The following is a 23,477-nucleotide window of genomic DNA, read 5'->3' on the forward strand; positions in this document are numbered from 1 at the left end:
AACTATTCTTTTGTAATGTTTTCTACAGCTGTCTTGCTTCCCAGCACGATCGTCACGTGATTTGAACGTTTACGAATCCGGTGTGCTCTTCCTTGCGGGGCCGGTCTAAGTCTTTTCAACATACCTGCACCGTCAACGAAAATCTCTTTCACGAACAGGGCAGCTTCGTCAACACGCTTCCCTTCGTTCTTCTGTTCCCAGTTTGCAATCGCTGAAAGCAACAGCTTTTCAACCTTACGAGCAGCTTCTTTAGGACAAAACTTAAGCATATCCAAAGCTTTCTGTACATCTACCCCGCGAACCAAGTCTGCCACCAATCTCATTTTTTGAGGAGATGTAGGACAATCGCGAAGAATTGCAAAAGCCTTCTCTTTTTTGGCTTCTTTATTCTGATTTGCTCTTAATCTTTTTCTTGCACCCATTTTAATACATCTTCTTTAGTTCAACCTTACCATGCATTACCTTTTCTTCTTATCAGCATGGCCTCTGAATGTACGCGTCGGAGCGAATTCACCCAATTTGTGACCTACCATATTTTCAGTCACGAATACCGGGATAAATTTATTACCGTTGTGTACAGCGATAGTGTGCCCTACGAAGTCCGGAGAAATCATGGAATGACGAGCCCAGGTTTTAACAACCGATTTCTTATTGGACTCATTCATCACCAATACTTTTTTCTCTAGCTTGAAATCTATAAAAGGGCCTTTTTTTAACGAACGACTCATAACATCAATAATTAATCAGTTATTTTTTCCTTCTTTCTATGATATACTTGCTAGAGTGCTTCTTCGGAGCTCTAGTCTTGTATCCTTTAGCCAACAAGCCTTTTCTTGAGCGAGGATGTCCTCCTGAAGCGCGGCCTTCACCACCACCCATCGGGTGATCAACCGGGTTCATCACGACACCTCTCACGCGAGGTCTGCGACCTAACCAGCGCGTACGACCGGCTTTACCTGAACGTTCCAAAGCGTGGTCGGAGTTAGACACCGTACCTACTGTGGCGCGACAAGCTGCCAACACCATACGAACCTCACCGGAAGGTAATTTGATAGAAACGTATTTGCCGTCTCTTGCCACTAACTGAGCGTATGAACCGGCACTACGAGCCATCACGGCTCCCTGTTGCGGTCTCAACTCGATGTTATGAATGATTGTACCTAGTGGGATTTCAGATAAGAACAAAGAATTACCTACTTCCGGAGCAACACCTGCACCACTCATCACGGTTTGATCAACTTGCAACCCGTCCGGTGCCACGATGTAACGTTTTTCTCCGTCTGCATACACCAATAGAGCAATTCTCGCCGTACGATTGGGATCGTACTCGATCGTTGCAACACGAGCCGGAACATTATCCTTGTCGCGTTTGAAATCTATTATTCTGTATCTTTGTTTATGACCACCACCTATATATCTCATTGTCATTTTACCGGAATGGTTACGTCCACCGGTTCTTTTCTTCGGTCCTAACAATGATTTCTCAGGTCTATCTGTAGTCAACTGATCAAAGGTAATCGCTACCTTATGTCTCTGACCAGGAGTTACAGGGTTTAATTTTCTTACAGCCATCTTAATTAAATATTGCTAAAAAAATCAATACTATCACCTTCTGCTAAGGTCACAATTGCTTTCTTGAATGAAGCGGTTCTTCCGGAGATAACACCTGCTTTCGTGTAACGGGATTTTGCATCTCCCTGGTACACCATCGTGTTTACATTCTTCACGGTCACGCTGTACATTGCTTCAACTGCTCTCTTAATCTCTAATTTATTCGCTGCTTTGTTTACAACAAACGCTACTCTGTTCTGCTTGTCAGTCAATGCTGTCATTTTCTCTGACAAAATGGGCTTAAATATCACTTGCATGTCTTACTCTTCATTAAGATTGAACATTTCATTCAGGCCCTGCACCGAACTTTCAACGAACACGAGATTCTTAGCTCTCATGATATTGTAAGTTGCAAGATCGCTAACTCTCATCACATCCAAATATTGCAAGTTACGAGCGGATAACAGAACGTTATCGTTCATCTCGTTCGTCACCAACAGGATGTTCCGATCACCTAATTTCAGGTTATTCAACAGCTGTACCATCTGTTTTGTCTTCGGTGCCTCGAAGTTGAGATCCTCAACAATAGTAACTGCATTTTCAGCAACTTTCACAGATAACGCTGATTTACGGGCCAATCTTTTCAGCTTCTTGTTCAATTTGAAGCTATAATCTCTTGGTACGGGTCCAAACACTCTACCACCACCTCTGAACAGAGGGTTCTTGATACCACCAGCACGGGCACCACCGGTACCTTTTTGCTTTTTCAGCTTGCGGGTACTACCGGAAATCTCGTTTCTTTGTTTTGACTTGTGGGTTCCTTGGCGGTTGTTCGCTAAAAACTGCTTTACATCAAGATAGATAGCGTGTTCGTTAGGCTGAATCCCGAAGATAGCGTCATTTAACTCTATCTTCCTGCCTGTCTCTTGTCCGGCAATGTTTAATACACTTAACTCCATTACTTCTCGATAATTACGTATGAACCTTTAGCTCCGGGAATAGAACCCTTCACCAATAACAAATTATTCTCGGGTATCACCTTCAACACTTCCAGATTCTGAACCGTTATTCTATCACCACCTGTTTGTCCACCCATGCGCATTCCTTTGAAAACGCGTGACGGTGTAGAACAAGCACCGATAGATCCCGGCTTTCTCTGACGGTTGTGCTGACCGTGAGTAGCCTCTCCAACTCCAGCAAAACCGTGGCGTTTCACAACACCTTGGAATCCTTTTCCCTTGCTGGTCCCTACAACATCAACGTATTCTGTTCCCTCGAACAGTTTCACGTCAATTACATCTCCTAACTTGTACTCGACATCATACCCTGAAAACTCAACGAGCTTTCTTTTCGGAGTTGTGCCTGCCTTCTTAAAATGTCCACTTAGCGGCTTCGTTGTGTGTTTTTCTTTTTTGTCATCAAAACCCAACTGAAGTGCTGTGTAACCGTCTTTCTCTACAGTTTTTACCTGAGTTACAACACATGGACCGGCCTCAATCACAGTGCATGGAACACTTTTTCCCTCGGCACTGAATACGGAAGTCATTCCGACTTTTTTTCCAATTAAACCTGGCATCTCTTTTTTTCTCTTTTTAAAAATAGGTTTTCAATCTCTCTAATAACGACATAGGTTTTCGCCGTTATCATACTTTAATCTCTACTTCAACACCGCTCGGTAACTCTAGTTTCATCAAAGCGTCGATCGTACCTGCAGTAGAACTGTAGATGTCGATCAATCTTTTGAACGTGCATACCAAGAATTGTTCACGGCTCTTTTTGTTCACGAACGTAGAGCGGTTTACAGTAAAAATACCCTTGTGAGTCGGAAGCGGAATCGGTCCGCTTACCACTGCGCCGGTAGCCTTTACTGTCTTTACAATCTTCTCTGCAGACTTGTCAACCAAGTTGTGATCGTAAGATTTCAACTTAATTCTGATTTTTTGGCTCATGTTTTTAATTATGATTTATGATTTAAGATTTACGACTCTCGATCACTCTTGAATCGTAAATCACTAATCCAAAATTCTTACAATAATTCTACTCTACCGTTATTCTTCTCTACAACTTCCTTGGCAATGCCCTTCGGTACCTCAGCGTAATGCGAGAACTCCATGGATGAACTTGCACGACCGGAAGACAAAGTTCTCAAAACGGTCACGTAACCGAATTGCTCTGAAAGCGGCACTTTGGCCTCGATCACGCGAGCTCCGGCTCTTGACTCCATTCCTTCAACTTGTCCGCGACGACGGTTCAAGTCACCGATAATATCTCCCATGTACTCTTCCGGGGTTACCACCTCGAGTTTCATAATCGGCTCCAACAACACCGGTTTCGCTTTCTGTGCTGCTTCCTTGTAACCGATCTTAGCGGCCATTTCGAAAGACAAAGCATCAGAGTCAACCGGGTGGAACGAACCGTCAAGCAAAGTAATCTTCAAGCTTACCAACTCGTATCCGGCCAAAACACCGTTTACCATGGCATCCTTGAATCCTTTCTCTACAGACGGGATGAATTCCTTCGGGATATTACCACCTTTCACCTCGTTCACGAAAGTCAAACCTTCTTTGCCGTCTTCTGCCGGTTCCATTCTGAAGATGATATCAGCGAACTTACCGCGACCTCCGGTTTGCTTCTTGAATACGTGACGATGTTCAACCGTTCCGTTGATAGCCTCTTTGTAAGCAACCTGAGGAGCACCTTGGTTACATTCAACCTTAAACTCGCGTCTCAAACGGTCAAGGATAATATCCAAGTGAAGCTCACCCATACCACTAATCACGGTTTGCCCTGAATCCTCGTCAGTCTTCACGCGGAAAGTCGGGTCTTCTTCAGCCAATTTAGCCAAAGCCATACCTAACTTATCCGTATCTTTCTGCGTAAGTGGCTCAACAGCAATACCGATCACCGGTTCCGGAAATGTCATACTTTCAAGTACGATTTGATTTTCCTCGGTACACAAAGTATCTCCGGTACGAATATCTTTAAATCCAACGCAAGCACAAATATCACCAGCCTCGATCACATCCTTAGGCTGTTGTTTATTGGAGTGCATCTGGAACAAACGAGAAATACGCTCTTTCTTCTCTGTACGCGGGTTGTAAACGTATGAACCGGCCTCGATTTTACCGGAGTAAACACGTGTATAGCACAAACGTCCCACGAACGGGTCAGTTGCGATCTTGAATGCCAACGCAGAAAGCGGAGCATCAGGATCAATCTCGAAAGTCACGGATTCTTCTGTTCCCGGTCTTTTACCTGCAGCAGCCGGAATATCCAGCGGGTGCGGCAAATAAGCGATAACAGCATCCAACAAATTCTGAACCCCTTTGTTCTTGAATGAAGAACCGCACATCACCGGACAGAAATCCATAGCGATAACGGCTTTACGAACCACGGCTTTCAATTCTTCAACCGTGATAGAATCTGGATCCTCGAAGAAACGTTCCATCAAAGCCTCATCCTGAACAGCGGCAGCCTCAACCAACTTCTCTCTCCATTCTTGAGCTTCCGCTAATAAATTAGCCGGAACTTCTTTAATTGTTGCATCCTTCGATCCATTCTCCCACACGTAAGCCTTCATCTCGATCAAATCGATTATTCCCTCGAAATTCTCTTCTGCTCCGATAGGCAACACTAATGGAATCGGGTTAGCTTTCAATTTCTCGCGGATCTCACGTACTGCCTTGAAGAAGTCAGCACCTGAACGGTCCATTTTGTTCACGAAAGCGATTCTCGGAACCCCGTACTTGTTTGCCTGACGCCAAACGGTCTCCGATTGTGCTTCCACTCCGCCCACGGCACAGAACAATGCAACAGCACCGTCCAACACACGCAATGAACGCTCAACCTCAACGGTAAAGTCAACGTGTCCCGGGGTATCAATAATATTAATTTTATATTGCTGGTCCTGATAATTCCAGAAACAAGTGGTAGCGGCAGAAGTAATGGTGATACCCCTCTCCTGCTCCTGCACCATCCAGTCCATGGTAGCCGTACCATCGTGAGTCTCACCAATCTTGTGGTTTACCCCCGTGAAATACAGGATACGCTCAGTCGTTGTGGTTTTCCCGGCATCGATGTGAGCCATGATACCGATGTTTCTTGTAAAATGTAAATCTCTTTTTGCCATCTTCTTTCTATCCCTTCAATTAAAATCTGAAATGTGCAAAAGCTCTGTTGGCTTCAGCCATACGGTGAATATCCTCTTTCTTTTTATAAGCCGCTCCTTCTTCCTTGTATGCAGCCATGATTTCAGCAGCTAATTTCTCTGCCATGTTTCTACCGCTTCTTTTGCGAGAGAACAGAATCATATTTTTCACGGAGAGAGCTCTTTTTCTCATCGGGTTGATTTCCGTCGGCACTTGGAACGTAGCACCACCTACACGACGACTCTTCACCTCAACTTGCGGAGTGATATTCTCCAAAGCTTGTTTCCAGATTTCCAACGCTGGCTTTTCTTCTTTTTTACCTATTTTTTCTTCCACGATATCAATAGCATCGTAGAAAATTCTAAACGCGATAGACTTCTTTCCGTCTACCATCAAATCATTAACGAACCGAGTTACTAATACATCGTTAAACTTCGGGTCCGGTAACAGGATTCTCTTTTTTGGTTTACTCTTTCTCATCTCTTCTAGTTTACGAATTTGTTCGTTCGCTGCCCTTTCCGGTCTTCAACGGTCTCACGACCATTTACTCAACTTTTCGGGAACAACCCATAAACAACTCCTGTTAATTCTTACTTTTTCTTACCTTTAGCGGGAGCGGCCGGAGCAGCACCTTTTTTCGGTCTCTTGGCACCATACTTGGAGCGACTCTGTAAACGACCGTTGACACCGGCAGCATCCAATGTACCGCGAACCAAGTGATAACGAACTCCCGGAAGGTCTTTCACACGACCACCTCTAATCAAAACGATAGAGTGCTCTTGCAAGTTGTGTCCTTCTCCCGGAATGTAAGCATTTACCTCTTTTCCGTTGGTTAATCTAACTCTGGCAACCTTTCTCATCGCTGAGTTCGGTTTCTTCGGGGTTGTCGTGTACACACGAACACAGACCCCGCGTCTTTGCGGACAACCATCCAAAGCCGGAGCCTTGCTTTTGTCCTGGATTTTTGTTCTTCCTTTTCTTACTAACTGTTGAATAGTTGGCATACAAGTACTTTTAAATTAGTTACTTTTATTCAATTTGGCTCGCGAATGTACGAACTTTATATTTCACCACCAAACAATTCTATCTTTTTTTTCAAAAAAAGGCAAGACAGTGAGAAGGTTAGCCGTACTTATAAACAAATAAACTCACATTTTCCCTTCCCTTTCACATCAAACTCTTTTCAAAAACCTTCCCGAAGGTCTTTGAAAGGAGTTTGAAAGGAGTTTAAAAGGAATTTGTTCCCTGTCTTCACCGGGAATTCATCGGGTTCCTCCAACCTCGTGTATCGTGTTAACACCTGAAACATATTCACCGGCACCCGTCGATAAATCTATCCACGAGACCGGTGAATATTAAATTACACGATTACTCCTCGTTACCCCTTTTCGGGTTTTCCCGGGAAGTATCCAGTATATTAAAACAAGCCAACACGCTTTTCCGGTAATAGTCCCCCACTGGGAACCATTTCTCCCCGACTCGCAAGGAGTTACCCGCCCACGTGTCGACATAACGCAGGTTCAGGATAAAACCACGGTGTACACGCACAAGATAGGCGTCTGGTAGTTGCCACTCCACGCTACCCAAACGGCACGCCACGGTAATCCGGGATTTATCTTTAAAATGAAAATAACAATAATTACCCGATGCCTCTATCCAAAGGATTTCGGCATAAAAATATTTCTTGTAATACTCGTCCTGACGAATAAGCAAGCCATCTGCCACCAGCGGTGACACCCTCAAAGGTGCACTTACACCCGATAAATCTGTTTTCATTGACAATTAAATTTATGCCTCATGAAAAAATCACCGACGGGCATGACCGATTATCTCACATACAAAGAATAATCGTCAAATCAATATTTATTACTTAAATAGAAATGCCTTTCCTCATTAATACAAATTTAAAACAAGAGGGAGTTGAAAATAAGTCAACTCCCTCTTCGCACGCACCAATTATAAAAATTAAAATATTCCTATCTCACTCAATGCTACAGAAAAATTGTTCCCGTAAATATTATCATTGACAATAAATTGTAAATATTGTGTTGTCAAAGGTGAAGGGAAGCGAAGAATTGTCGTTTCTCCATTTGTAGCCCCCAACGTATTTTCCTCTTCATTCATCGCATCACGCCAAGACACCTTATCGGAAGAAACTTTGACTTTGATAATAGAAGGTAATAAATTCCCACTCATTTTATCCGACTTCGGATCAAAGCTTTTCTGCACGATTTTCACGCCATTTATCGTTATCTTTTTACCGAAATCCACGATGATCTCGTGCGAACGCTCTCCCGGTAAAGCCTCCGGTTGCCACCAGTTGTCGACATCACCATCAAACAAATTTTCCAGATAAGAGTCATATATCCCCTCGTCCTCCGGTTTACAAGTGAATTTCCATTCACTCGCATCCAAACAAGCGAGTTCCGGCAAAACGGGATTCCCCATTTCTTGCACGCAGGATAAAGTTTGATCCGAGAGATAATGTTGATTATAGCGTTCCACTTTTAGTCCATTCAGTTGACTTGCCATTTTCAAGGCGAATAGACTACGCTCTTCTTCATACAATTCACTATCACACTTATTAAGTTTCAAACTGTCAACACTGGTATAAGTATTCAGATACTCTTCTTTCAAATAACGATTTTTTCCCAACACCAACTTCTTTAAATTAGGGAGATTAAGAATATCCTCAAAAGAAGTCATCGTGTAATCGTACTCCAATTCTTCCAACCCGTTCACAAAAGCATCCGTCACTTCCTGCTGCCCGTACTTCACTTTGGCTATTTGCTTGAAATCACTCGTGTATAACTTCTCGTGTGATAGCTCGTGAGGATCGAAAACGATTAAATCCTTGCATCCTTCCACCCGTCCCGTGCGATTGATCGTGACCGGCTGGTTTAAATCGATCTCGTCCGGGAGCAAATAATACGGCTCTTCATCTAATAATTTCTTGGTCAAGGGTAAATTTTTCGGTTCCCCGGATGCCAAATAGTAATTCAACTCGGCCGTTTCTATCCCCTCCTGCCAGTTTGTCCAAAAGATAATCAAACGATTCTTGACGAAATAATGTTTCGTTACCAATCGGGTAAAACTGAGTATCACTTCATGATTAGACGTGTACGGACGCCCGTAAACAGAAACGGGCAAGGATGTATTCCCCTTTTTGTCTATCCCGGTAACCGATATCTCGTAATTTCCATCTTCCAATTCGGGTATATTGCATTCCGTTTCAGTGACATCCAAAAATAACGAATCCCGTTTATCATTCAATTTCCACGTGACTTTTATCTTGTCAATAACCGGGTCCACATTGTTCGTCCATTTCACAACTAACCGCTTCCAACCGGGAGTCACGGATAAATCCGAACACATACCAAGGTAACGAATGGTGCCATCGCCGGCATAATCGCTATACGTGTCTTCAAGACTCTCGCACCCCGTTCCAAGCAGGGCAAAGAATAATATCCAGAAATATGTTTTCATCCTCATAACTCAATCTTTTTTGGTAAAAATTTCCAATTCGTGCATGGTCACGTATTCCGTATCATTTCCGGAACCACCATATATTTCATTTTCAAATGTATCATCCACTACAACTTTCAAATATTGATAAGTCTCACCGGAAGCCGGAAGCATCACTTCCATGTAACTCGGTTTTGCAGCCCGCACTTCCGATTCATCCATGGTGTCCCAATTAGAAGTTGCAGCATTCACGCACCAACGCAAGGAAGCATCCATCTCACGATCCTGCTCAAACGAAGCCATCTTTTTCCAAGAATCCTTGTCATCCTTATTATTAGAAACATACACGGATAATTTACAAGGCAGTTTATTATCATATACAGTGCGCCATATTGAATTATAAGGAAAATCCCTCATATTTAACATACAATAAATTCTAAGTTGAGCGATTTGTTTCGGTTCTTTGAAATCAATAATAAACAAATCTTCTCCAAAAACACCCGGGCCGGCAAGATAAGTTTTCCAGACATTATCAGCCAAATAACAACATGTTTCTCCTTTTATATCACCGTCAAACAAATATTCAAATCCCAATTGTGCCTCCGGATCATTTTTTGAAAACTTATTGGGATCTAAAAATTCAAATTGAGAACGGGCAAGTTTCTCTGTACTATATGCTTCCACGTTTTCCCAAATCTTTTGCTTCACCATATACCCGCGAAAATCCTCGGTACGAATAACAACCGTGTTCGACTCGCTCTCTTGTTGTACTTGGAAAGATAACGTGTCCGTACCCTCCATAATCGGGAAACTGGAGATCAATAGAGTATCAGGTTCTTGTGTCAATGGATTTTTCCCAGTATAAAGCACGTGTGCCATGCCATTGGCATACCCTGTAACATCGTAAGAAACAGTAAATCCATTCCAATTTGAAGCTACTTTCACATTTTCAAAAAAAGCAACCGGCCCGGAGTCTTTCGTGTCAAAAGTAACTTCTATCGGCTCCGATTCCACCCGTGCACGATTACAAAGCGTAACCGTTGCCGGAATATTTTGCCGTGCTTCATTGAAACCGACCAATAGCAACGAGTCGCACGCATAGCTACCCGTACGTAACATCTCCTGCCCGTAGGCATCTCTATAACGTACCCGTATAAAAAGTGTTTCGTCATCCTCGGGCAAATTATAATACATTACCGCTCCCCCGGCAATCGGACGAAAAGAGAGCCCGTCTTTCGGCATCATGAGCCCGAAAGTATCCCCATCATCCTGACATCCCGAAAAGACAAAAAACAATAATACAAATAATATATTTCTCATAACCAAACATTTATAATTTAATCTACAATCTAAAATCGTAAATCTAAAATTCATTACCATCCCGGATTTTGCTTACAACCCGAAATAATCACCTCTTCACTCCTGAGCGGAAAAAGATAATCCCTCGGGGACACGAACCCACGCTTTGCCCAAACGACACGAGGTCCCTCATAATTATTATAAAAGGATTCGGCTGTCGTTCCCAGGATATTCCAACCGTAAAGAGCCGTGTTCAATTCTTCGGCGGCAGTCAACCAACGACGTAAATTCCAAAAACGCACCCCCTCGAAAGCAAATTCGATATTCCATTCCTGACGGATAATATCCCGCATCCCATTTTTACTTTTCACCTTCTCCGGAACATTAGAATAATTTTGCCAAGCCGTTTCTACATCTAAGATTCCCGCACGTTCGCGCACTTTATTCAACGGCGCATACACGTGCTCATCATCTGGTGTTGCCAAATACTCGTTCCAAGCTTCCGCTTTCATTAAATATAACTCCGCCAAGCGAATAACAACCATTGGGCGTTCCTGATTTTTCCAAGTATAATAAGACCTTGAAGGAATATCGGAAGTAAGATGTTTTTTCACCCAGTATCCACTCAGGTTTTGTGGAACAGAACTATTGATCGTGTTCGCTTGTGTCCCGAAACGCTCTCCCTTGTACGGGGTTACCACCCGTTTATAATTTTCACCCTTACCGCGTTGCCAATAACAACGATCAGCAGCGATATGGGCATAAAAACGCGGTTCTCGACGTAAATGCAATCCCAACATATCCGTGTTCAACGATACTACATCACGATATTGAGGGTTTGTTTCCTTACCCATCTGATAGCGTGAAGTATAATCCCACTCTTTGTCCATATCAATCGGCAAACCGTGTTCCGTATAATACATCTCCACCATCTTCATACTCGCTCCTAAACAACCGAGATTATCAGAATCATAATCATTATCGTCACTTTTAAGATAGGGAAGCAACCAAGTGTACCAGTAATTAGCATCCCATGTATCCAACACTCGTAACATGAATATAGCCTCATCACTCACGAAATTTAGAGCCAACACCGAATTCTCAATATCGGCTATTTTCCCCAGCAACGGAGTTGCCTTTGTATTACCCGTAACTAATTTTTTGCCGGAATCTTCACAAATCTTTATCGCCTCATCAACCGCCTCCGCAGCACGTTTCCATTTTTCTGGATCGTACGTCGTGCTTATCAACTGTTCTCCTTTTTTATTCGTGAAATTCGTGTATATGGCATTCCCATTAAACAAAGGAGATGCTGCATAGAACAAAACTTGCGCCTTCAATGCCGCTGCCGATTCCTTGCTATGGAACGCCCAACGGTCCTGTCCTTTTTGCTGCATCGAGGGAAGGACTTTCAATGCTTCATCCAACAGTGCCACTGTCACCTTCACACAAGTATCAAGCGGGGAACGCGGTTGTTGCATGATATCAATATCCGCATTCGCTTCTATATTCTCGGGAACAAGAATAAAGGGTCCGTAATGACGCATTAATTCAAAATAATAATGGGCTTTCAGTGCTTGTATTTCCGCTTTCCATAGTTTTTTTTCACTATCCTGCATATTATACACGCCATCAATATGTTGTAAGAAAATATTACAATAACGGATTCCGGCATAATAAGAATCGTTTTTCCAAATATTCCCGTAGGGATCAGATGACATTTGCAAGCCATCCCCGATAAAGAAGCCACGCCAATGAAGTTTATTTGGTTTCAAATATAATCGTCTAGCATAATCTCCTGCCACGAATTCATCCGCTCCTGTCAAAGCTGGGTTCTCATATATATTCGTAATTGGCTGCTGAAAAATAACATAACAGGTTTTCAACCATGCCTCAACATCTTCCTTTTTCTCAAAAATCGTTTCAACTGTCTGGATATCGTTTTTCGGCACAACATCCAAGTAATCGCACCCGGAAACAAGCATCGAGATAATGACAATAGTGTGTAAAAAATATCTCATAATATTCACGTGTTAAATTTAGAAACTAAAATTCAATCCCACCGTGTAAGTCTTTTGAATCGGATAATTAAACCCGTCCTCTCCTAATTCCACGTCCCACACTTTAAAGTTCGTGAACATGAACGGATTGTTTGCCCGGACAAAAAACTTCACGTTCTGCAATTTCCATCTCTCTGTCAATATTTTCGGCATATTGTAAGCTAATTCCAACGACGTACACCGCAAGAAACTACATTCACGCATGAAGTACGTACTTTTCCTGATTTCAGCGTTATCTTCATTATACCAATCTTCTAAAGGATTGTGCTGAGTAATATTATACGTGGACAATCTCGGCCAAAAGGGCTTATCTGACATATTATCCTCAGACCAATGATCCTTGTATATAGCTTTCAACATGGCATGATCCCCCGCGAAAGGAGAAATCGCCGCCGGATCCATAAAGAATGAACGGTTTCCCGATCCCTGGAAAGCGAAACTAAACTCCCAATTTTTATAGTTGACAAATCCCGAGAAACCATAAATCAACCGAGGCGTTTCCGGGTAACCGATATACGTGGCATCATTCACGTTAATCACACCATCCCCATTTATATCCCGGTAACGAATATCTCCCGGCATCACATCTCCATCCTGCCGGGGAGAGTTATCTATTTCCGCCTGGTCTTGAAACAATCCCTCGGCGATATACCCAACTTGCTGTGAAAGTTCTTTCCCTTTCTTACGCTGCCATGCAGGTTTATCGGTAGCCTCCTCAATTTCCATGAAAATAGCCTTATTGTAAGTCAACGTACCATTTAAAATCACCCAAAAATCAGGGGAAAACGCGTGCTGCACCTTACCCGAAAAATCAATACCCCGAGAACGGGCTTTACCGATATTATCCAACGGAGCCAATTCAATACCCACGGAAGCGGGAATAGTCGTGCGATTTGCCAACACGTTGTGGCGTACTTCCTGATAAGCATCCAAGGTAAATTCCACGACACCTTTGAATAATTTCATTTCCATACCGAAATTCACCTGCTCGGCTATTTCCCACTGTATCTTTTCATTCGGATAAGCCTGAATTTGATAACGGGACATATAGTCGGCAAAAGGCGCCGGATCCATTATACCGCCATCTAATTTCTTTACTAAAGGCAAAAACACGAAACGAGGTTGTGCAATCACCCCATCATTTCCAACCTTGCCATAAGAAGCCCTAAATTTCAAATAAGACAACCATTTGTTTGTCGATGCCATAAAAGATTCACTAGACGCTACCCAGGCAATACCTCCTGCCGGGAAAAAACCCATCCGATTCTTTTTAGCGAAACGTTCGGAACCGTTATACCCGAAGCTACCTTCTATAAAATAACGATCCTTATACCCGTAACTACCGCGCATGGAGAAGGTAAGATTTCGTTGCGGCATTCCATTCAACACGTCCGGCACGGGTGTATAAGTCCGTTCCTGTGCCTGAAATACAGCTGTCAACGAAGTCTGGTGTTCCTTCCACGCCGCAGTGTGCAACAAACGCCCCTCGTAGGTCAAGCGGGTATCTGTCGTGGATACTGATGTTTCATTATCTTTCTCTAGTGTTCTGCGAGGTTGCGGATAAGTTTTCATATTTCGCAAGGTGTGCTTTCCCGTTTCAAAATCATAATTTGCCAAAGCATAGGCGTACGGCTCTGTTTTAAACCCTGTCGTATAATAGCCCGTTTGAACCAACGATACACTCGCTCTCAACTCCAATCCCTTGACCAACTGGGATAGATTCTGAATATACTCCGCCCGATTCGTGGTCGAGTAACGCGTTCTTTCCAAATAGCCTTGATGCAATAAACTATATGGATTTACCTGATTCGATTCCGACGTCCCGAAACGCAAATGCGGCCAAGCGTACGCCTCGTCACCCGGATACATCGGGGCAAAATCAACGGGAGATGCGTTAAATGCCAACCAATAAGCCTCGTTCATACTATTCAACGGCCCGTGGTACTTATCCAATGTTGTGGATGAATTGACGAGCATCTTTATTCCCGCTGCCAAATCAATATTCAAGTTTGCACGGAAAGAAGTTTGGTTATTCGTGATATTACAGTCAAAATCATTCAACCGGTCAGTTTTCAACATTCCCTGGTCCCGATTATAATTCACGGAAGCGTAGTACTGAACCACTTTTGATCCCCCACGGGCATTGACTCCTACATGGTGATTCATATTGTAATTTTTAAACATCAAATCGTACCAATCATTAGCGGGGTAAACCCACGAAGGATATTTTCTGGAAGCCGTACGATTGATCTGCTCTACACTATATTTAGGTGTAGCCATTGGATCTCGCCCTATTAACGCTTGATTATACATTTTCATATAAGTAACCGGATCCACAACTTCAATTTCTTTCGTCGGCATAGAAAAAATAGCCTCATAACGGGCAGAAACATACACGCTCCCCTCTTGCCCTTTCTTCGTCGTTACCAAAATAACTCCATTCGCCCCGCGAGCCCCATACATGGCTGTTGCTGAAGCATCTTTCAACACGCTAAACGATTCGATATCCTCTGGGGCAATACGCGCCAGATCTAACTTGGACGATTCCACCCCGTCCAACAAGATCAATGGGTCGATATTCGCATCCGTCTGAAAAGAGGTGATACCCCGAATGTAAAATTTCGTGTTCATCTCCTCCTCGGTCAAAGCCCCGGGAATACCTCCCGTCTGCCACCCGATCATTCCGGCAATCTTTCCAGCAAAACTGGCAGTCAAATCGCTATTTGACGATTTTAAATCCATTGCTTTCACGGTGGTAATTGCCGATACCACGCTCTCCTTTTTCTGTTCCCCAAACGCAACGACTGTTACCTCCTCCAAATTCTCTTCCGTCGGATTTAAACGAATGTTTAACTTCGTTTTTCCTTTAATATCCGCTGTTTCAGTCTTGTAACCAATAAATGAAACCCGTAACACATCATCCGGCTTAGCCGCTATCGTGTAGTGTCCCTCCGCATCAGAAGCCACCCCTTGTGTCGTTCCCACGATAACGATTGTCGCACCGGCAATAGGATTTCCCTTTTCATCCACAATACGACCGCTGACTTGTAGCATCTTTACTTCCGATTGAGTCTTCGCTTGTTTCTTTATAACCACCGTCTGTCCCGTGATACTATACGCCAAGCCTTTCCCTTGCAACAGCGAATCCATAGCCGTCCGGAGCGAAACATCTTTCAACGAAAGCGACACATCCTTCACATGCTCCACATCCGGAGCGTTAAACACGAACTCATATCCCGTCTGTTGACGCAAACTCTCGATAACTTTCACGAATGTTGCATGTTTCAGATCAAGGCTGACTTTGGGCACAGCCTGCCCCCATACACGGGTATTGCCACCGCATAACAACCCGCCGATTAGAAAAATAGTTTGCAATAGCAAAATAAATTTTCTGTTTGGGCTCGTCCCAAACCATTTTCGTCGATTTTTTTGCATAACTTTGTACTTGAATTTATTTAATGAATAATTCAGCCTTAAAAGCGAGAGATGTGCGCGCATCTTTTGCTTTTTTTATTGCTGTCCTACAATCACTTTCTTTCCATGTATTTTGTATTTTATTTTTCCGGTCAAAGCCACTTTATCCAATACCTCCTCCAGTGTCTTGCTCCGCTCTACGTATATATAATAACGATCGGTTTTCAAATGCCCCGATTCGTACTCCACTTCCATATCATACCAACGGGAAAGTTCATTCATCATATCTTCCAAGGTCACATCCTTGAACACGAATTCCCCGTTCTTCCATGCCAGCACTGACACCAAATCAGCCTCTCGTACAGTCAGAGCACCGCCACCTGCCACACACTGCTGACCGGGATTTAATATCAAAGAATCCGAACCTGCCGCCACGCTCACTCGCCCCGTAACCAATGTCGTTGAAACATCGTCTTTCCGGTAAGCATTCACGTTGAATTCCGTTCCCAACACTTTTACCGTTACTGCTGCCGCCTCCACCAGAAAAGGACAGTTTTCGTCACGAGCAACTTGAAAATACGCCTCACCCTGCAAATATACCCTACGTTCGTCCGATTGAAATTCATCGGGGAAACGAATTCTGGATTCCGAATTTAATATCACCCGCGTACCGTCTGCCAAAGTCAACTGGTATTCCGCTCCCCGGGGAACAATCACTTCACTATAGGTTATCTCTTTCTTATCAGACTCTAGCACCTGCTTTTGTTCCAACTGTTTCAATCCATTGTTCTTTACCTCGAAACCCGGCACCTTCAAGGTAGTATTTTCATCCGTCTTAACGACATGAGTTGTACCATCAGACAACACCAAGCGAACACCCTCTGTCTTAGTCATCTTAACCATTGGTGATACTTTCGGTTCTCCATCCATTATCAAACGGACACCGAAAAATACCCCGACAACAACAGCTGCCCCGGCAATCCATCCCACCACACGGCGAGACATAAACCGATGCTTCCGTGTCCGCTGCCTCACGGTAAGCCAAGCCCTTTCAATTTCCTCCCGGGACAGGTCATTCACCTCCTGCCCCTCCCGGTAGAAAGCCTCGGCATCTTTACAAAAGCGTTCTCGTTCTTTGTCCCCCCCTTGCCATTCCGACACTTCCTGCTTTTCCCGCTCGGAAGATTCATCGAGAGCCATTCGCTTTATTTTTTTCCACTCGATTTCCATGATTTATCATTTGCTTTACATGTATAAGACGACACACTTTGAAACCGGGGGACAAAATTCACCAACTTTTTTTCAAATTAATTTCAAAAGCTACAAGCAGAGCAAAAAAATTTGGCTAAAAAAATAAAACTACCTCCCAATGCCCTGACTTATTAGAGCCGATACGCCTAATAAGACCTTTCTCTTTTAATGTCGCCATAATGCGCTCACCTTGTCGTAAAGAAACCGAGAGTAATCCTGCAACTTCTTTCGCGGTTATTCGATTATTAATTCGAATAAGCTCTAATGCACGTTGTTCGTTTATACCGACATTTATACCGACATTTATACCGACATCGGAACGAGATTCTATGCCTTCGTTCTCTATTGAACCCTGATAATTACGAATTGTTTGTTCAAGATTGTGGATATGTTCATCAAACATAAAGTTACGGAACAATTCAATATTATCATTCTCACGCGTAGCAATAAGAGCTTCAATGTATTCAGCTTTACGCTCTTTATTGATATTTGTTGGGATAATCTCAAATTCAAACTGTAACTGATTCATTAATAAACGAGACATCCTGCCATTACCGTCAGCCCACGGATGAATAGTTACCAAATCAAAGTGAGCATCAAAGCTCAATTTGTAGCACTCAATAACATTCGCCTTTGATAGAGTTTTTCGTCTCTGATTTATACTTTCACAAAGTTCCGCAAGCTTTGTAGGCACCTTTGAATAATTCATATAGGAATACCCCCCGGCTCCTGCCGTAACATTCAGTAAACGCAGCTCTCCATTGGCTGACGAAAATTCACCTAAAGCAGTTTGATAAGTTGTCCCTGTATTTTTCAAAACGATAGAAGATAGCTTCTTAAGCATCGCAACCGTAATATCGCTATGGCTCTTTGCAAAGTCTATCGATTGCTCGTATGCCGCTTTGAGGTCTAAATTCATCAATAACTCAGCCATTGAGCGACCTTTGGCACTAATACCTTCGTCAAATAGAAGTTGGTTTTCAATCTCAGTGACCGTTGAACCTTCAATAGCCGTCGAATGGGTAATAAGAGAATACAGATAGAATTTATTGTAATCTATCTGTTTATCGATACCCAACTCCTTAAATTGAGCCAATAAGGATAATAATTCTTGTTCTCTGGTCATGATACACCCCCTTTCTGTGCAAACTCTTCACGTGAATATCCAAGTGCTTTGTTCTCACATATTCATTTATCGGTAGATTATCTATATTCGATACTTTTCGGGTACGAATATAGTGAATATTTTTTAAATAACACCCCCAAAGATAGCATTTGGAAAAATAAGCATCAACAGAAAAGAATCATTAAAACTTTATAAGGCACGGATTCGCGCAAATATTTGTACGCTCTTTTAATATAGGCATGAACGGATTCTTCCGTAATATCCAGTTCTCGCGCTATTTCCTTGTAATTCATTTTTTGGAAAACCTTCAATTCCAATACTTTTCTCTGCTGTTCCGGCAATCCTTGCATGCATTGTTTTACCTTGTCCAGTAATTCTTGATTATCCTCGTACTCCACCGTACCGGAAAAAATCAAAGCCTCAGCCAATTTCTCCTTGTTGGCATCAATCACTTGCAGATGTTTTATATAATCAAGGCAGCCATGCTTCACGGATGAATAGAGATAGCTTTTCAAACGGGTATCCGCGGGCAATGAAGGTGCGGCAGACCAAAGGGACACGAAAGTATCCTGCACCATATCCTCCGCTAAATTCTTATTCATCAAATAGGCATAAGCCAACCTGTAGAGGCTGGGATAATAGGTTTTAAAGATTACCTCAAAGACCTCATGCGATTGATTTCTCAACCCGTTGACCAAGTATTCATTCACGTCTCCAATTTCACGCACGGCACAATAGCTTAATATTGGTCAAATGTAAATAAAATATTGATTTTTCATCTATTCTTGGAATACTTTTAACACGAATTTTTCGGCAAGGTAAACCAAAATGTAGAGCCTTCGCCTTCTACCGAGTTCACCCCGATTTCCCCACCCAGTCTTACCACGATACTCTCGCAAATGGAAAGTCCCAACCCCGTGCCTTGTTGGAAGGGATTCAACTTGACGAAACGCCCGAACACTTCTCGCGTTTTATCGGCAGGAATCCCACAGCCGGTATCGGAAACAAAGAAATAAATTTTCTCATCATCCAACATTCTATACCCAAAACGGATATATCCTTTTTTGGTAAACTTTATCGCGTTCGTGATCAAGTTATTCATAACCTGCATCAATCTGTTGGCATCCGAGTAAATTGTACATTCCGGCAGGCGTTCCGTGAATTCAACGGACACCGCGTCATTCTTCAGGCGTAACCGGGCTGTTTGCTCCATTTCTACCAGTAACAGGTTAAGATTTACCTTAGAATAAACGAACTCGAATACCCCCGCCTCTATCTTTGACAAATCGAGAATATCCCCAATCAGTTGCAATAACAGGGTATTATTACTCTCGATAATCTGTATATACTCTTTTTTCTCTTCCTCGTCCACGGTTTCCGCCAACACGTTCGAGAACCCGACAATAGCATTCAACGGGGTACGAATCTCGTGACTCATGTTAGCCAAAAAGGCCGATTTCAAATGATTCGAGATTTCTGCCTGTTCTTTCGCCTTCACGAGATCCATTTCCAATTTCTTGCGGTCATCAATGATTATAGAACCTCCCACTAACATGCTCGGTCGACCGGATTCATCCCGTTCCCCCACGATAACAAAACTCTCGAACCAATAATAAACCGGGTCCTTGATGGAAAATGAAGCCCGATACTCTTCTTTTATCACATCCACCCGTCCCCCTAGCAAATCGTCATACGCCTTCTGAATCAGTTCTCGATCATCTGGATGCACTCGCGACTGGCTATCCGCTTCCGACATTATTTTCTGATCGCTCCCATCTTCAATATATTGATTTGAAATATAGGCAATATTGTATTCCACCGTGTGTTTCCGAAGATCCCAAGTCCAAGGTATCAATCCGGTTGCATCCAGTACCAAATCATATTGCCGGTTCAATCTTTCCAACGACCGCTGGTATTCCCGGGAAGCCAATGAAGCAAAATATTCATCCGTCCGATCAATGAAAAATACATCCCACACCCCTTTTTCAGTACTGGGGAAAGACAATTTATCAAAATATCGCGTTTCATTGCCTTCCCCGGGGAAAACAAAAGAAGCCAACCGTCCGGATTCCTTATCCATCATGTAATCCAACAGTTGATTATCCACGTCAGCTTCCGATAACCGTTTACCCACGACCTGCTCCCGTGTCGTTTTGAACACGTTCTCGAAAGTAGAATTCACGTCCAAGAAAATGAAGTCGGAAATATGTCCTTCCTTATCCGGCAACAACTGTTTTCTCACGTAAATCACAGGCATATTATCCACGAGACAGCGATATTGTGAAAGTAATTGATACTCGCGGGTCTTTTGTTTCTGTCGCTGCAACAAAAGATGAAAACGCATTAAAATCAGAGCCCCGAACAGGATAATTACAGCAATAGCTATCACGAAATAGATCTTATAGCGCTGGAAAAAATCCAATGGCATCTGGTAATATACCGCATCTTGGGGAAATAAATCCGGCTTTACCCCGTGATGCACCAAATGATGATAATTCAGATACGCACGAGGTTTTCCCCCGTTCTGAACCGGTATATCACGGGCAGCTTTACCACTCAATATTTCCTTAACCGCGGCAACCACTGTTTGCCCGAATTCCGAAGAAGAAATAAAATAACCACCCGCGAAGGTTCCCGTATTCATATCCATCTCGGACAAAGTAAAAACAGGTGACTTCGAGAAACCATAAATTATCCTCTGGAGATTATCTCCCAAGTACCGATTATCCCCTTGCTGACGTCCCATGAACCAAGAATAATAAATAACTCCCACCCGTTCATCATAGAGCATCAATGAATCCAACAGACTCTCTGTCGTGATTTCTTGAGAGGAAAGCAAATCCAATTGCAGATAAGGGAAACTCTCGTTTATTACTTGACGCACCTCTTTACGTATCATCGAGCTAATATACCTCCCGTCTGAAATAAATGCGACCTTATTCATACCCGGCAATAACCCTTGCATCAACTCCACCATCTCTTTTATAAAAGAAGGCTGCTTCAAAATTGTCACGTTATACGAACGGATCATCTCCTCCGTCGGCACAAATTCCACCTCATTATTCAAATCACCCAAAAGCAAATCCTCTAATCGAGAAGGCATCGAATCCCTAGAAAAACAAATAACAGTAGGCACATCCTTCCACTCCCGGTCAAACAGAGAACGACACAACAACCACGCGGGATCCCCTATACACACGACAGCCTTGGGCGGCTTCGTGTATTTCCGCGATAAATCCGCCTTCTTCAAATCCGCCTCTTCCAGCGTTTTTATCATTGGTATCAACAACTCCTCCGCCCGAACCTCTATCTTTTCCGAAGAAACATCAGCCAGCACTTCTTGATACAAATTATTTGCCCATGCCTCGTTAAAATTTATCGAGTTCAAAATAAGTATATAATCTTTCTCTCGTGTATCTCCCGCGAATACATTAATACACGAACAAAAAAAGATAAACAATGCCGATATTCTCCTCTTCATAGCTAAATAATCCTACACTAAGCCTCAAAGCTACGAAATAATCATTTATATCCTGCATTGAAAACAACAAAGTTTTAGATTTCTTTAGAAAAGAGAAGTGATTCATGAATAATAACTAATCCCAAAAACTCAAATCAAAAGTCTATAAGTTCCATCAAGCCTTCAACAATAACAATATGCCTACACGTTAAATGTTATCGTAATCTGACATTATAACCCTTATAGACTTTTGAGAAAATTCTAAATTTTATCGTACGAAACAATCACTTTTTTAATTCCGTTTCCAACATCTTTTTTAATTCCGGAGAAGACGGACGAGGGGCATCTATCGAAACAATATTCCCGTTTTTATCGAAGACCATAAAGCGGGGGATACCTTCTATCTTGTAATCCTTCGTGATTTTACTCCATCCCGAGGCGTGTACCTGAATACCTCCCATGCCTTCTTTTCGGATAAAGTCCAGCCACTTCTGTTTATCTTTTGCTTCATCCACGGATACGCCAAGGAAAACGATGTCTGCCCCGTGCATTTCTTCTTCAAGTTTCTTCAGATGGGGAGTTTCACCTCGGCACGGACCACACCACGTTGCCCACACATCCACCAATACCACTCTCCCTTTAAAATCAGATAATGACACGTCTTTTCCATTCACATCCGGATAAGTAAAGTCTGCTGCCGTTTTACCGGGAGCCGTTTCATATAACGCGGCCCCGATAGCTTCCACGCGAGCCTTTTGAGAAGAAGTAGCCAAATATTTTTCAAAACGATTCAACGTACTCAAATACTGATTATAGTTCTTTATACCCGGGAAAACATTATGCACCAAATATTCTCCTTTCAAGCGATCGTTTTTTAAATATCCCAAACAGGCATCTTGATACTCCTCCAAACTCGAATATTTCTTACCCGAAGAAATCCGCCCAAAGTTTGCATACATATCAAGCATCCGAACTCCTTGAGGGAACTGCAACACTTCGTCTGTCGTGAACTTATCGTCAGAAATAATCGTGGTATAAAACTCCGGCCAATCCGCACGTTCGGGATGAACAACTCTCGGTGTTCGCAAGAAATAAGCCGCGTAATAATCAACGTCATAATCAATTTTCTTTTTCAATAAAGCGTCAAATGCAGCATTTTTACTTTTAATCTTCCTCTTGATTGAATCTATCTTAGACACGAACACGGTGAATTCCGGGAAGAAATCCCTGTAATCACTTTTAGTCCGGTTAAAATAAACTGCTTTTAATCGCACGTCGGCAGCAAAATCTTCCCACATGTATAAAGCGATATTCTCTTTCGTGCTTTTCCTCCCCAATTCAGCTTTATTCTCCAAGATATCAATATGAATCTTGTCGTTCCCCCTCACGTAAATCACAAAATCCATTTGATCATTACCCAAAGTATAAAAAGCCGGTCCCGGCGGAGAAAAGAGAAAACCGTACGATCCGTCTTCCGCCACTTTCGTGGAAGCATAAAGATGAGAGACACCATCCGCCACACGATAAAGATGGATCTCTTTCAAACGATCATCTTTCACAAAACCTTTTATTTCCGTGTATTTTTGGGCACACACGACTGTACCTATACAAATTGATAACAATAACAAACTGATTCTCTTCATAAACCGTATTGATTAGATTTCAAATAAAAGAATTAATAGAGAGTCCTAAATTCCGTTCTA

General features: G+C 42.8%; 20 protein-coding genes. All 20 read right to left on the bottom strand.

All coding sequences use genetic code 11. The features are described from left to right. Nucleotides 1-2: 2 nt before the first annotated feature. Nucleotides 3-422: a 50S ribosomal protein L22 gene (rplV, locus tag Q5866_RS05920; RefSeq protein WP_099291615.1), complete on the bottom strand. Its 420-nt coding sequence runs from the start codon at nt 420-422 to the stop codon at nt 3-5. 36 nt (nt 423-458) lie between these two features. Beyond that, the gene (rpsS, locus tag Q5866_RS05925) at nt 459-728 is read right to left on the bottom strand and encodes a 30S ribosomal protein S19 (RefSeq protein WP_303179438.1); all 270 of its coding nucleotides are present in this window, start codon (nt 726-728) and stop codon (nt 459-461) included. A 19-nt stretch (nt 729-747) separates the two neighbouring features. Next, complete coding sequence (gene rplB, locus Q5866_RS05930; RefSeq protein ID WP_303179439.1) at nt 748-1,572, bottom strand: 50S ribosomal protein L2; 825 nt, start codon at nt 1,570-1,572, stop codon at nt 748-750. A 5-nt stretch (nt 1,573-1,577) separates the two neighbouring features. Further along, nucleotides 1,578-1,868: a 50S ribosomal protein L23 gene (gene rplW / locus Q5866_RS05935; RefSeq protein ID WP_099291613.1), complete on the bottom strand. Its 291-nt coding sequence runs from the start codon at nt 1,866-1,868 to the stop codon at nt 1,578-1,580. Nucleotides 1,869-1,871: 3 nt separating this feature from the next. Next, entirely contained in the window at nt 1,872-2,510 is a 639-nt protein-coding gene (gene rplD, locus Q5866_RS05940) for a 50S ribosomal protein L4 (protein WP_303179441.1), read from the bottom strand. After that, nucleotides 2,510-3,127: a 50S ribosomal protein L3 gene (gene rplC / locus Q5866_RS05945; protein ID WP_099291611.1), complete on the bottom strand. Its 618-nt coding sequence runs from the start codon at nt 3,125-3,127 to the stop codon at nt 2,510-2,512. Before rplC ends, rplD begins: the two co-directional genes overlap by 1 nt. A 67-nt stretch (nt 3,128-3,194) precedes the next feature. Then, nucleotides 3,195-3,500 carry a 30S ribosomal protein S10 gene (gene rpsJ / locus Q5866_RS05950; RefSeq protein WP_009137840.1) on the bottom strand — a complete coding sequence of 102 codons (306 nt, stop codon included), beginning with the start codon at nt 3,498-3,500 and terminating at the stop codon, nt 3,195-3,197. Nucleotides 3,501-3,577: 77 nt separating this feature from the next. Beyond that, nucleotides 3,578-5,680 (bottom strand): elongation factor G, encoded by a 2,103-nt coding sequence (gene fusA / locus Q5866_RS05955; RefSeq protein WP_303179442.1) that lies wholly within the window; start codon nt 5,678-5,680, stop codon nt 3,578-3,580. Between the two features lie 19 nt (nt 5,681-5,699). Beyond that, nucleotides 5,700-6,179 carry a 30S ribosomal protein S7 gene (gene rpsG, locus Q5866_RS05960; RefSeq protein ID WP_186975992.1) on the bottom strand — a complete coding sequence of 160 codons (480 nt, stop codon included), beginning with the start codon at nt 6,177-6,179 and terminating at the stop codon, nt 5,700-5,702. A gap of 110 nt (nt 6,180-6,289) precedes the next feature. Continuing rightward, nucleotides 6,290-6,703 carry a 30S ribosomal protein S12 gene (gene rpsL / locus Q5866_RS05965; RefSeq protein ID WP_099291608.1) on the bottom strand — a complete coding sequence of 138 codons (414 nt, stop codon included), beginning with the start codon at nt 6,701-6,703 and terminating at the stop codon, nt 6,290-6,292. Between the two features lie 364 nt (nt 6,704-7,067). Continuing rightward, nucleotides 7,068-7,475, bottom strand: a complete 408-nt coding sequence (locus tag Q5866_RS05970; RefSeq protein WP_303179445.1) for a LytTR family DNA-binding domain-containing protein — start codon at nt 7,473-7,475, stop codon at nt 7,068-7,070. A 189-nt stretch (nt 7,476-7,664) separates the two neighbouring features. Then, nucleotides 7,665-9,191 (bottom strand): DUF4998 domain-containing protein, encoded by a 1,527-nt coding sequence (locus Q5866_RS05975; RefSeq protein WP_303179446.1) that lies wholly within the window; start codon nt 9,189-9,191, stop codon nt 7,665-7,667. Between the two features lie 3 nt (nt 9,192-9,194). Further along, nucleotides 9,195-10,484 carry a DUF4959 domain-containing protein gene (locus Q5866_RS05980; RefSeq protein WP_303179448.1) on the bottom strand — a complete coding sequence of 430 codons (1,290 nt, stop codon included), beginning with the start codon at nt 10,482-10,484 and terminating at the stop codon, nt 9,195-9,197. A gap of 53 nt (nt 10,485-10,537) precedes the next feature. Then, the gene (locus Q5866_RS05985) at nt 10,538-12,484 is read right to left on the bottom strand and encodes a RagB/SusD family nutrient uptake outer membrane protein (RefSeq protein WP_303179449.1); all 1,947 of its coding nucleotides are present in this window, start codon (nt 12,482-12,484) and stop codon (nt 10,538-10,540) included. A gap of 18 nt (nt 12,485-12,502) precedes the next feature. Further along, a complete protein-coding gene (locus Q5866_RS05990) occupies nt 12,503-16,021 on the bottom strand; it encodes a TonB-dependent receptor (RefSeq protein WP_303179451.1) in 3,519 nt (1,172 codons plus the stop codon). Nucleotides 16,022-16,033: 12 nt separating this feature from the next. Further along, nucleotides 16,034-17,167: a FecR family protein gene (locus Q5866_RS05995; protein ID WP_303179452.1), complete on the bottom strand. Its 1,134-nt coding sequence runs from the start codon at nt 17,165-17,167 to the stop codon at nt 16,034-16,036. A gap of 115 nt (nt 17,168-17,282) precedes the next feature. Then, a complete protein-coding gene (locus Q5866_RS06000) occupies nt 17,283-18,314 on the bottom strand; it encodes a Fic family protein (protein WP_303179453.1) in 1,032 nt (343 codons plus the stop codon). Nucleotides 18,315-18,478: 164 nt separating this feature from the next. Next, on the bottom strand, nt 18,479-19,042 hold the full coding sequence (locus Q5866_RS06005) for an RNA polymerase sigma factor (protein WP_303179455.1): 564 nt from the start codon (nt 19,040-19,042) through the stop codon (nt 18,479-18,481). 68 nt (nt 19,043-19,110) lie between these two features. Next, nucleotides 19,111-21,795, bottom strand: a complete 2,685-nt coding sequence (locus Q5866_RS06010) for a PAS domain-containing hybrid sensor histidine kinase/response regulator (protein WP_303179457.1) — start codon at nt 21,793-21,795, stop codon at nt 19,111-19,113. Nucleotides 21,796-22,058: 263 nt separating this feature from the next. Beyond that, the gene (locus Q5866_RS06015) at nt 22,059-23,417 is read right to left on the bottom strand and encodes a TlpA disulfide reductase family protein (RefSeq protein ID WP_303179458.1); all 1,359 of its coding nucleotides are present in this window, start codon (nt 23,415-23,417) and stop codon (nt 22,059-22,061) included. Nucleotides 23,418-23,477 lie beyond the last annotated feature (60 nt).

This window comes from uncultured Butyricimonas sp., assembly GCF_959596855.1.
GTDB lineage: Bacteria > Bacteroidota > Bacteroidia > Bacteroidales > Marinifilaceae > Butyricimonas > Butyricimonas muris.

Coding starts and splice junctions, on each gene's coding strand:
- rplV (WP_099291615.1), bottom strand. CDS start 422: ATGGGTGCAAGAAAAAGATTAAGAGCAAATCAGAATAAAGAAGCCAAA.
- rpsS (WP_303179438.1), bottom strand. CDS start 728: ATGAGTCGTTCGTTAAAAAAAGGCCCTTTTATAGATTTCAAGCTAGAG.
- rplB (WP_303179439.1), bottom strand. CDS start 1,572: ATGGCTGTAAGAAAATTAAACCCTGTAACTCCTGGTCAGAGACATAAG.
- rplW (WP_099291613.1), bottom strand. CDS start 1,868: ATGCAAGTGATATTTAAGCCCATTTTGTCAGAGAAAATGACAGCATTG.
- rplD (WP_303179441.1), bottom strand. CDS start 2,510: ATGGAGTTAAGTGTATTAAACATTGCCGGACAAGAGACAGGCAGGAAG.
- rplC (WP_099291611.1), bottom strand. CDS start 3,127: ATGCCAGGTTTAATTGGAAAAAAAGTCGGAATGACTTCCGTATTCAGT.
- rpsJ (WP_009137840.1), bottom strand. CDS start 3,500: ATGAGCCAAAAAATCAGAATTAAGTTGAAATCTTACGATCACAACTTG.
- fusA (WP_303179442.1), bottom strand. CDS start 5,680: ATGGCAAAAAGAGATTTACATTTTACAAGAAACATCGGTATCATGGCT.
- rpsG (WP_186975992.1), bottom strand. CDS start 6,179: ATGAGAAAGAGTAAACCAAAAAAGAGAATCCTGTTACCGGACCCGAAG.
- rpsL (WP_099291608.1), bottom strand. CDS start 6,703: ATGCCAACTATTCAACAGTTAGTAAGAAAAGGAAGAACAAAAATCCAG.
- Q5866_RS05970 (WP_303179445.1), bottom strand. CDS start 7,475: ATGAAAACAGATTTATCGGGTGTAAGTGCACCTTTGAGGGTGTCACCG.
- Q5866_RS05975 (WP_303179446.1), bottom strand. CDS start 9,191: ATGAGGATGAAAACATATTTCTGGATATTATTCTTTGCCCTGCTTGGA.
- Q5866_RS05980 (WP_303179448.1), bottom strand. CDS start 10,484: ATGAGAAATATATTATTTGTATTATTGTTTTTTGTCTTTTCGGGATGT.
- Q5866_RS05985 (WP_303179449.1), bottom strand. CDS start 12,484: ATGAGATATTTTTTACACACTATTGTCATTATCTCGATGCTTGTTTCC.
- Q5866_RS05990 (WP_303179451.1), bottom strand. CDS start 16,021: ATGCGCGCACATCTCTCGCTTTTAAGGCTGAATTATTCATTAAATAAA.
- Q5866_RS05995 (WP_303179452.1), bottom strand. CDS start 17,167: ATGGAAATCGAGTGGAAAAAAATAAAGCGAATGGCTCTCGATGAATCT.
- Q5866_RS06000 (WP_303179453.1), bottom strand. CDS start 18,314: ATGACCAGAGAACAAGAATTATTATCCTTATTGGCTCAATTTAAGGAG.
- Q5866_RS06010 (WP_303179457.1), bottom strand. CDS start 21,795: ATGAAGAGGAGAATATCGGCATTGTTTATCTTTTTTTGTTCGTGTATT.
- Q5866_RS06015 (WP_303179458.1), bottom strand. CDS start 23,417: ATGAAGAGAATCAGTTTGTTATTGTTATCAATTTGTATAGGTACAGTC.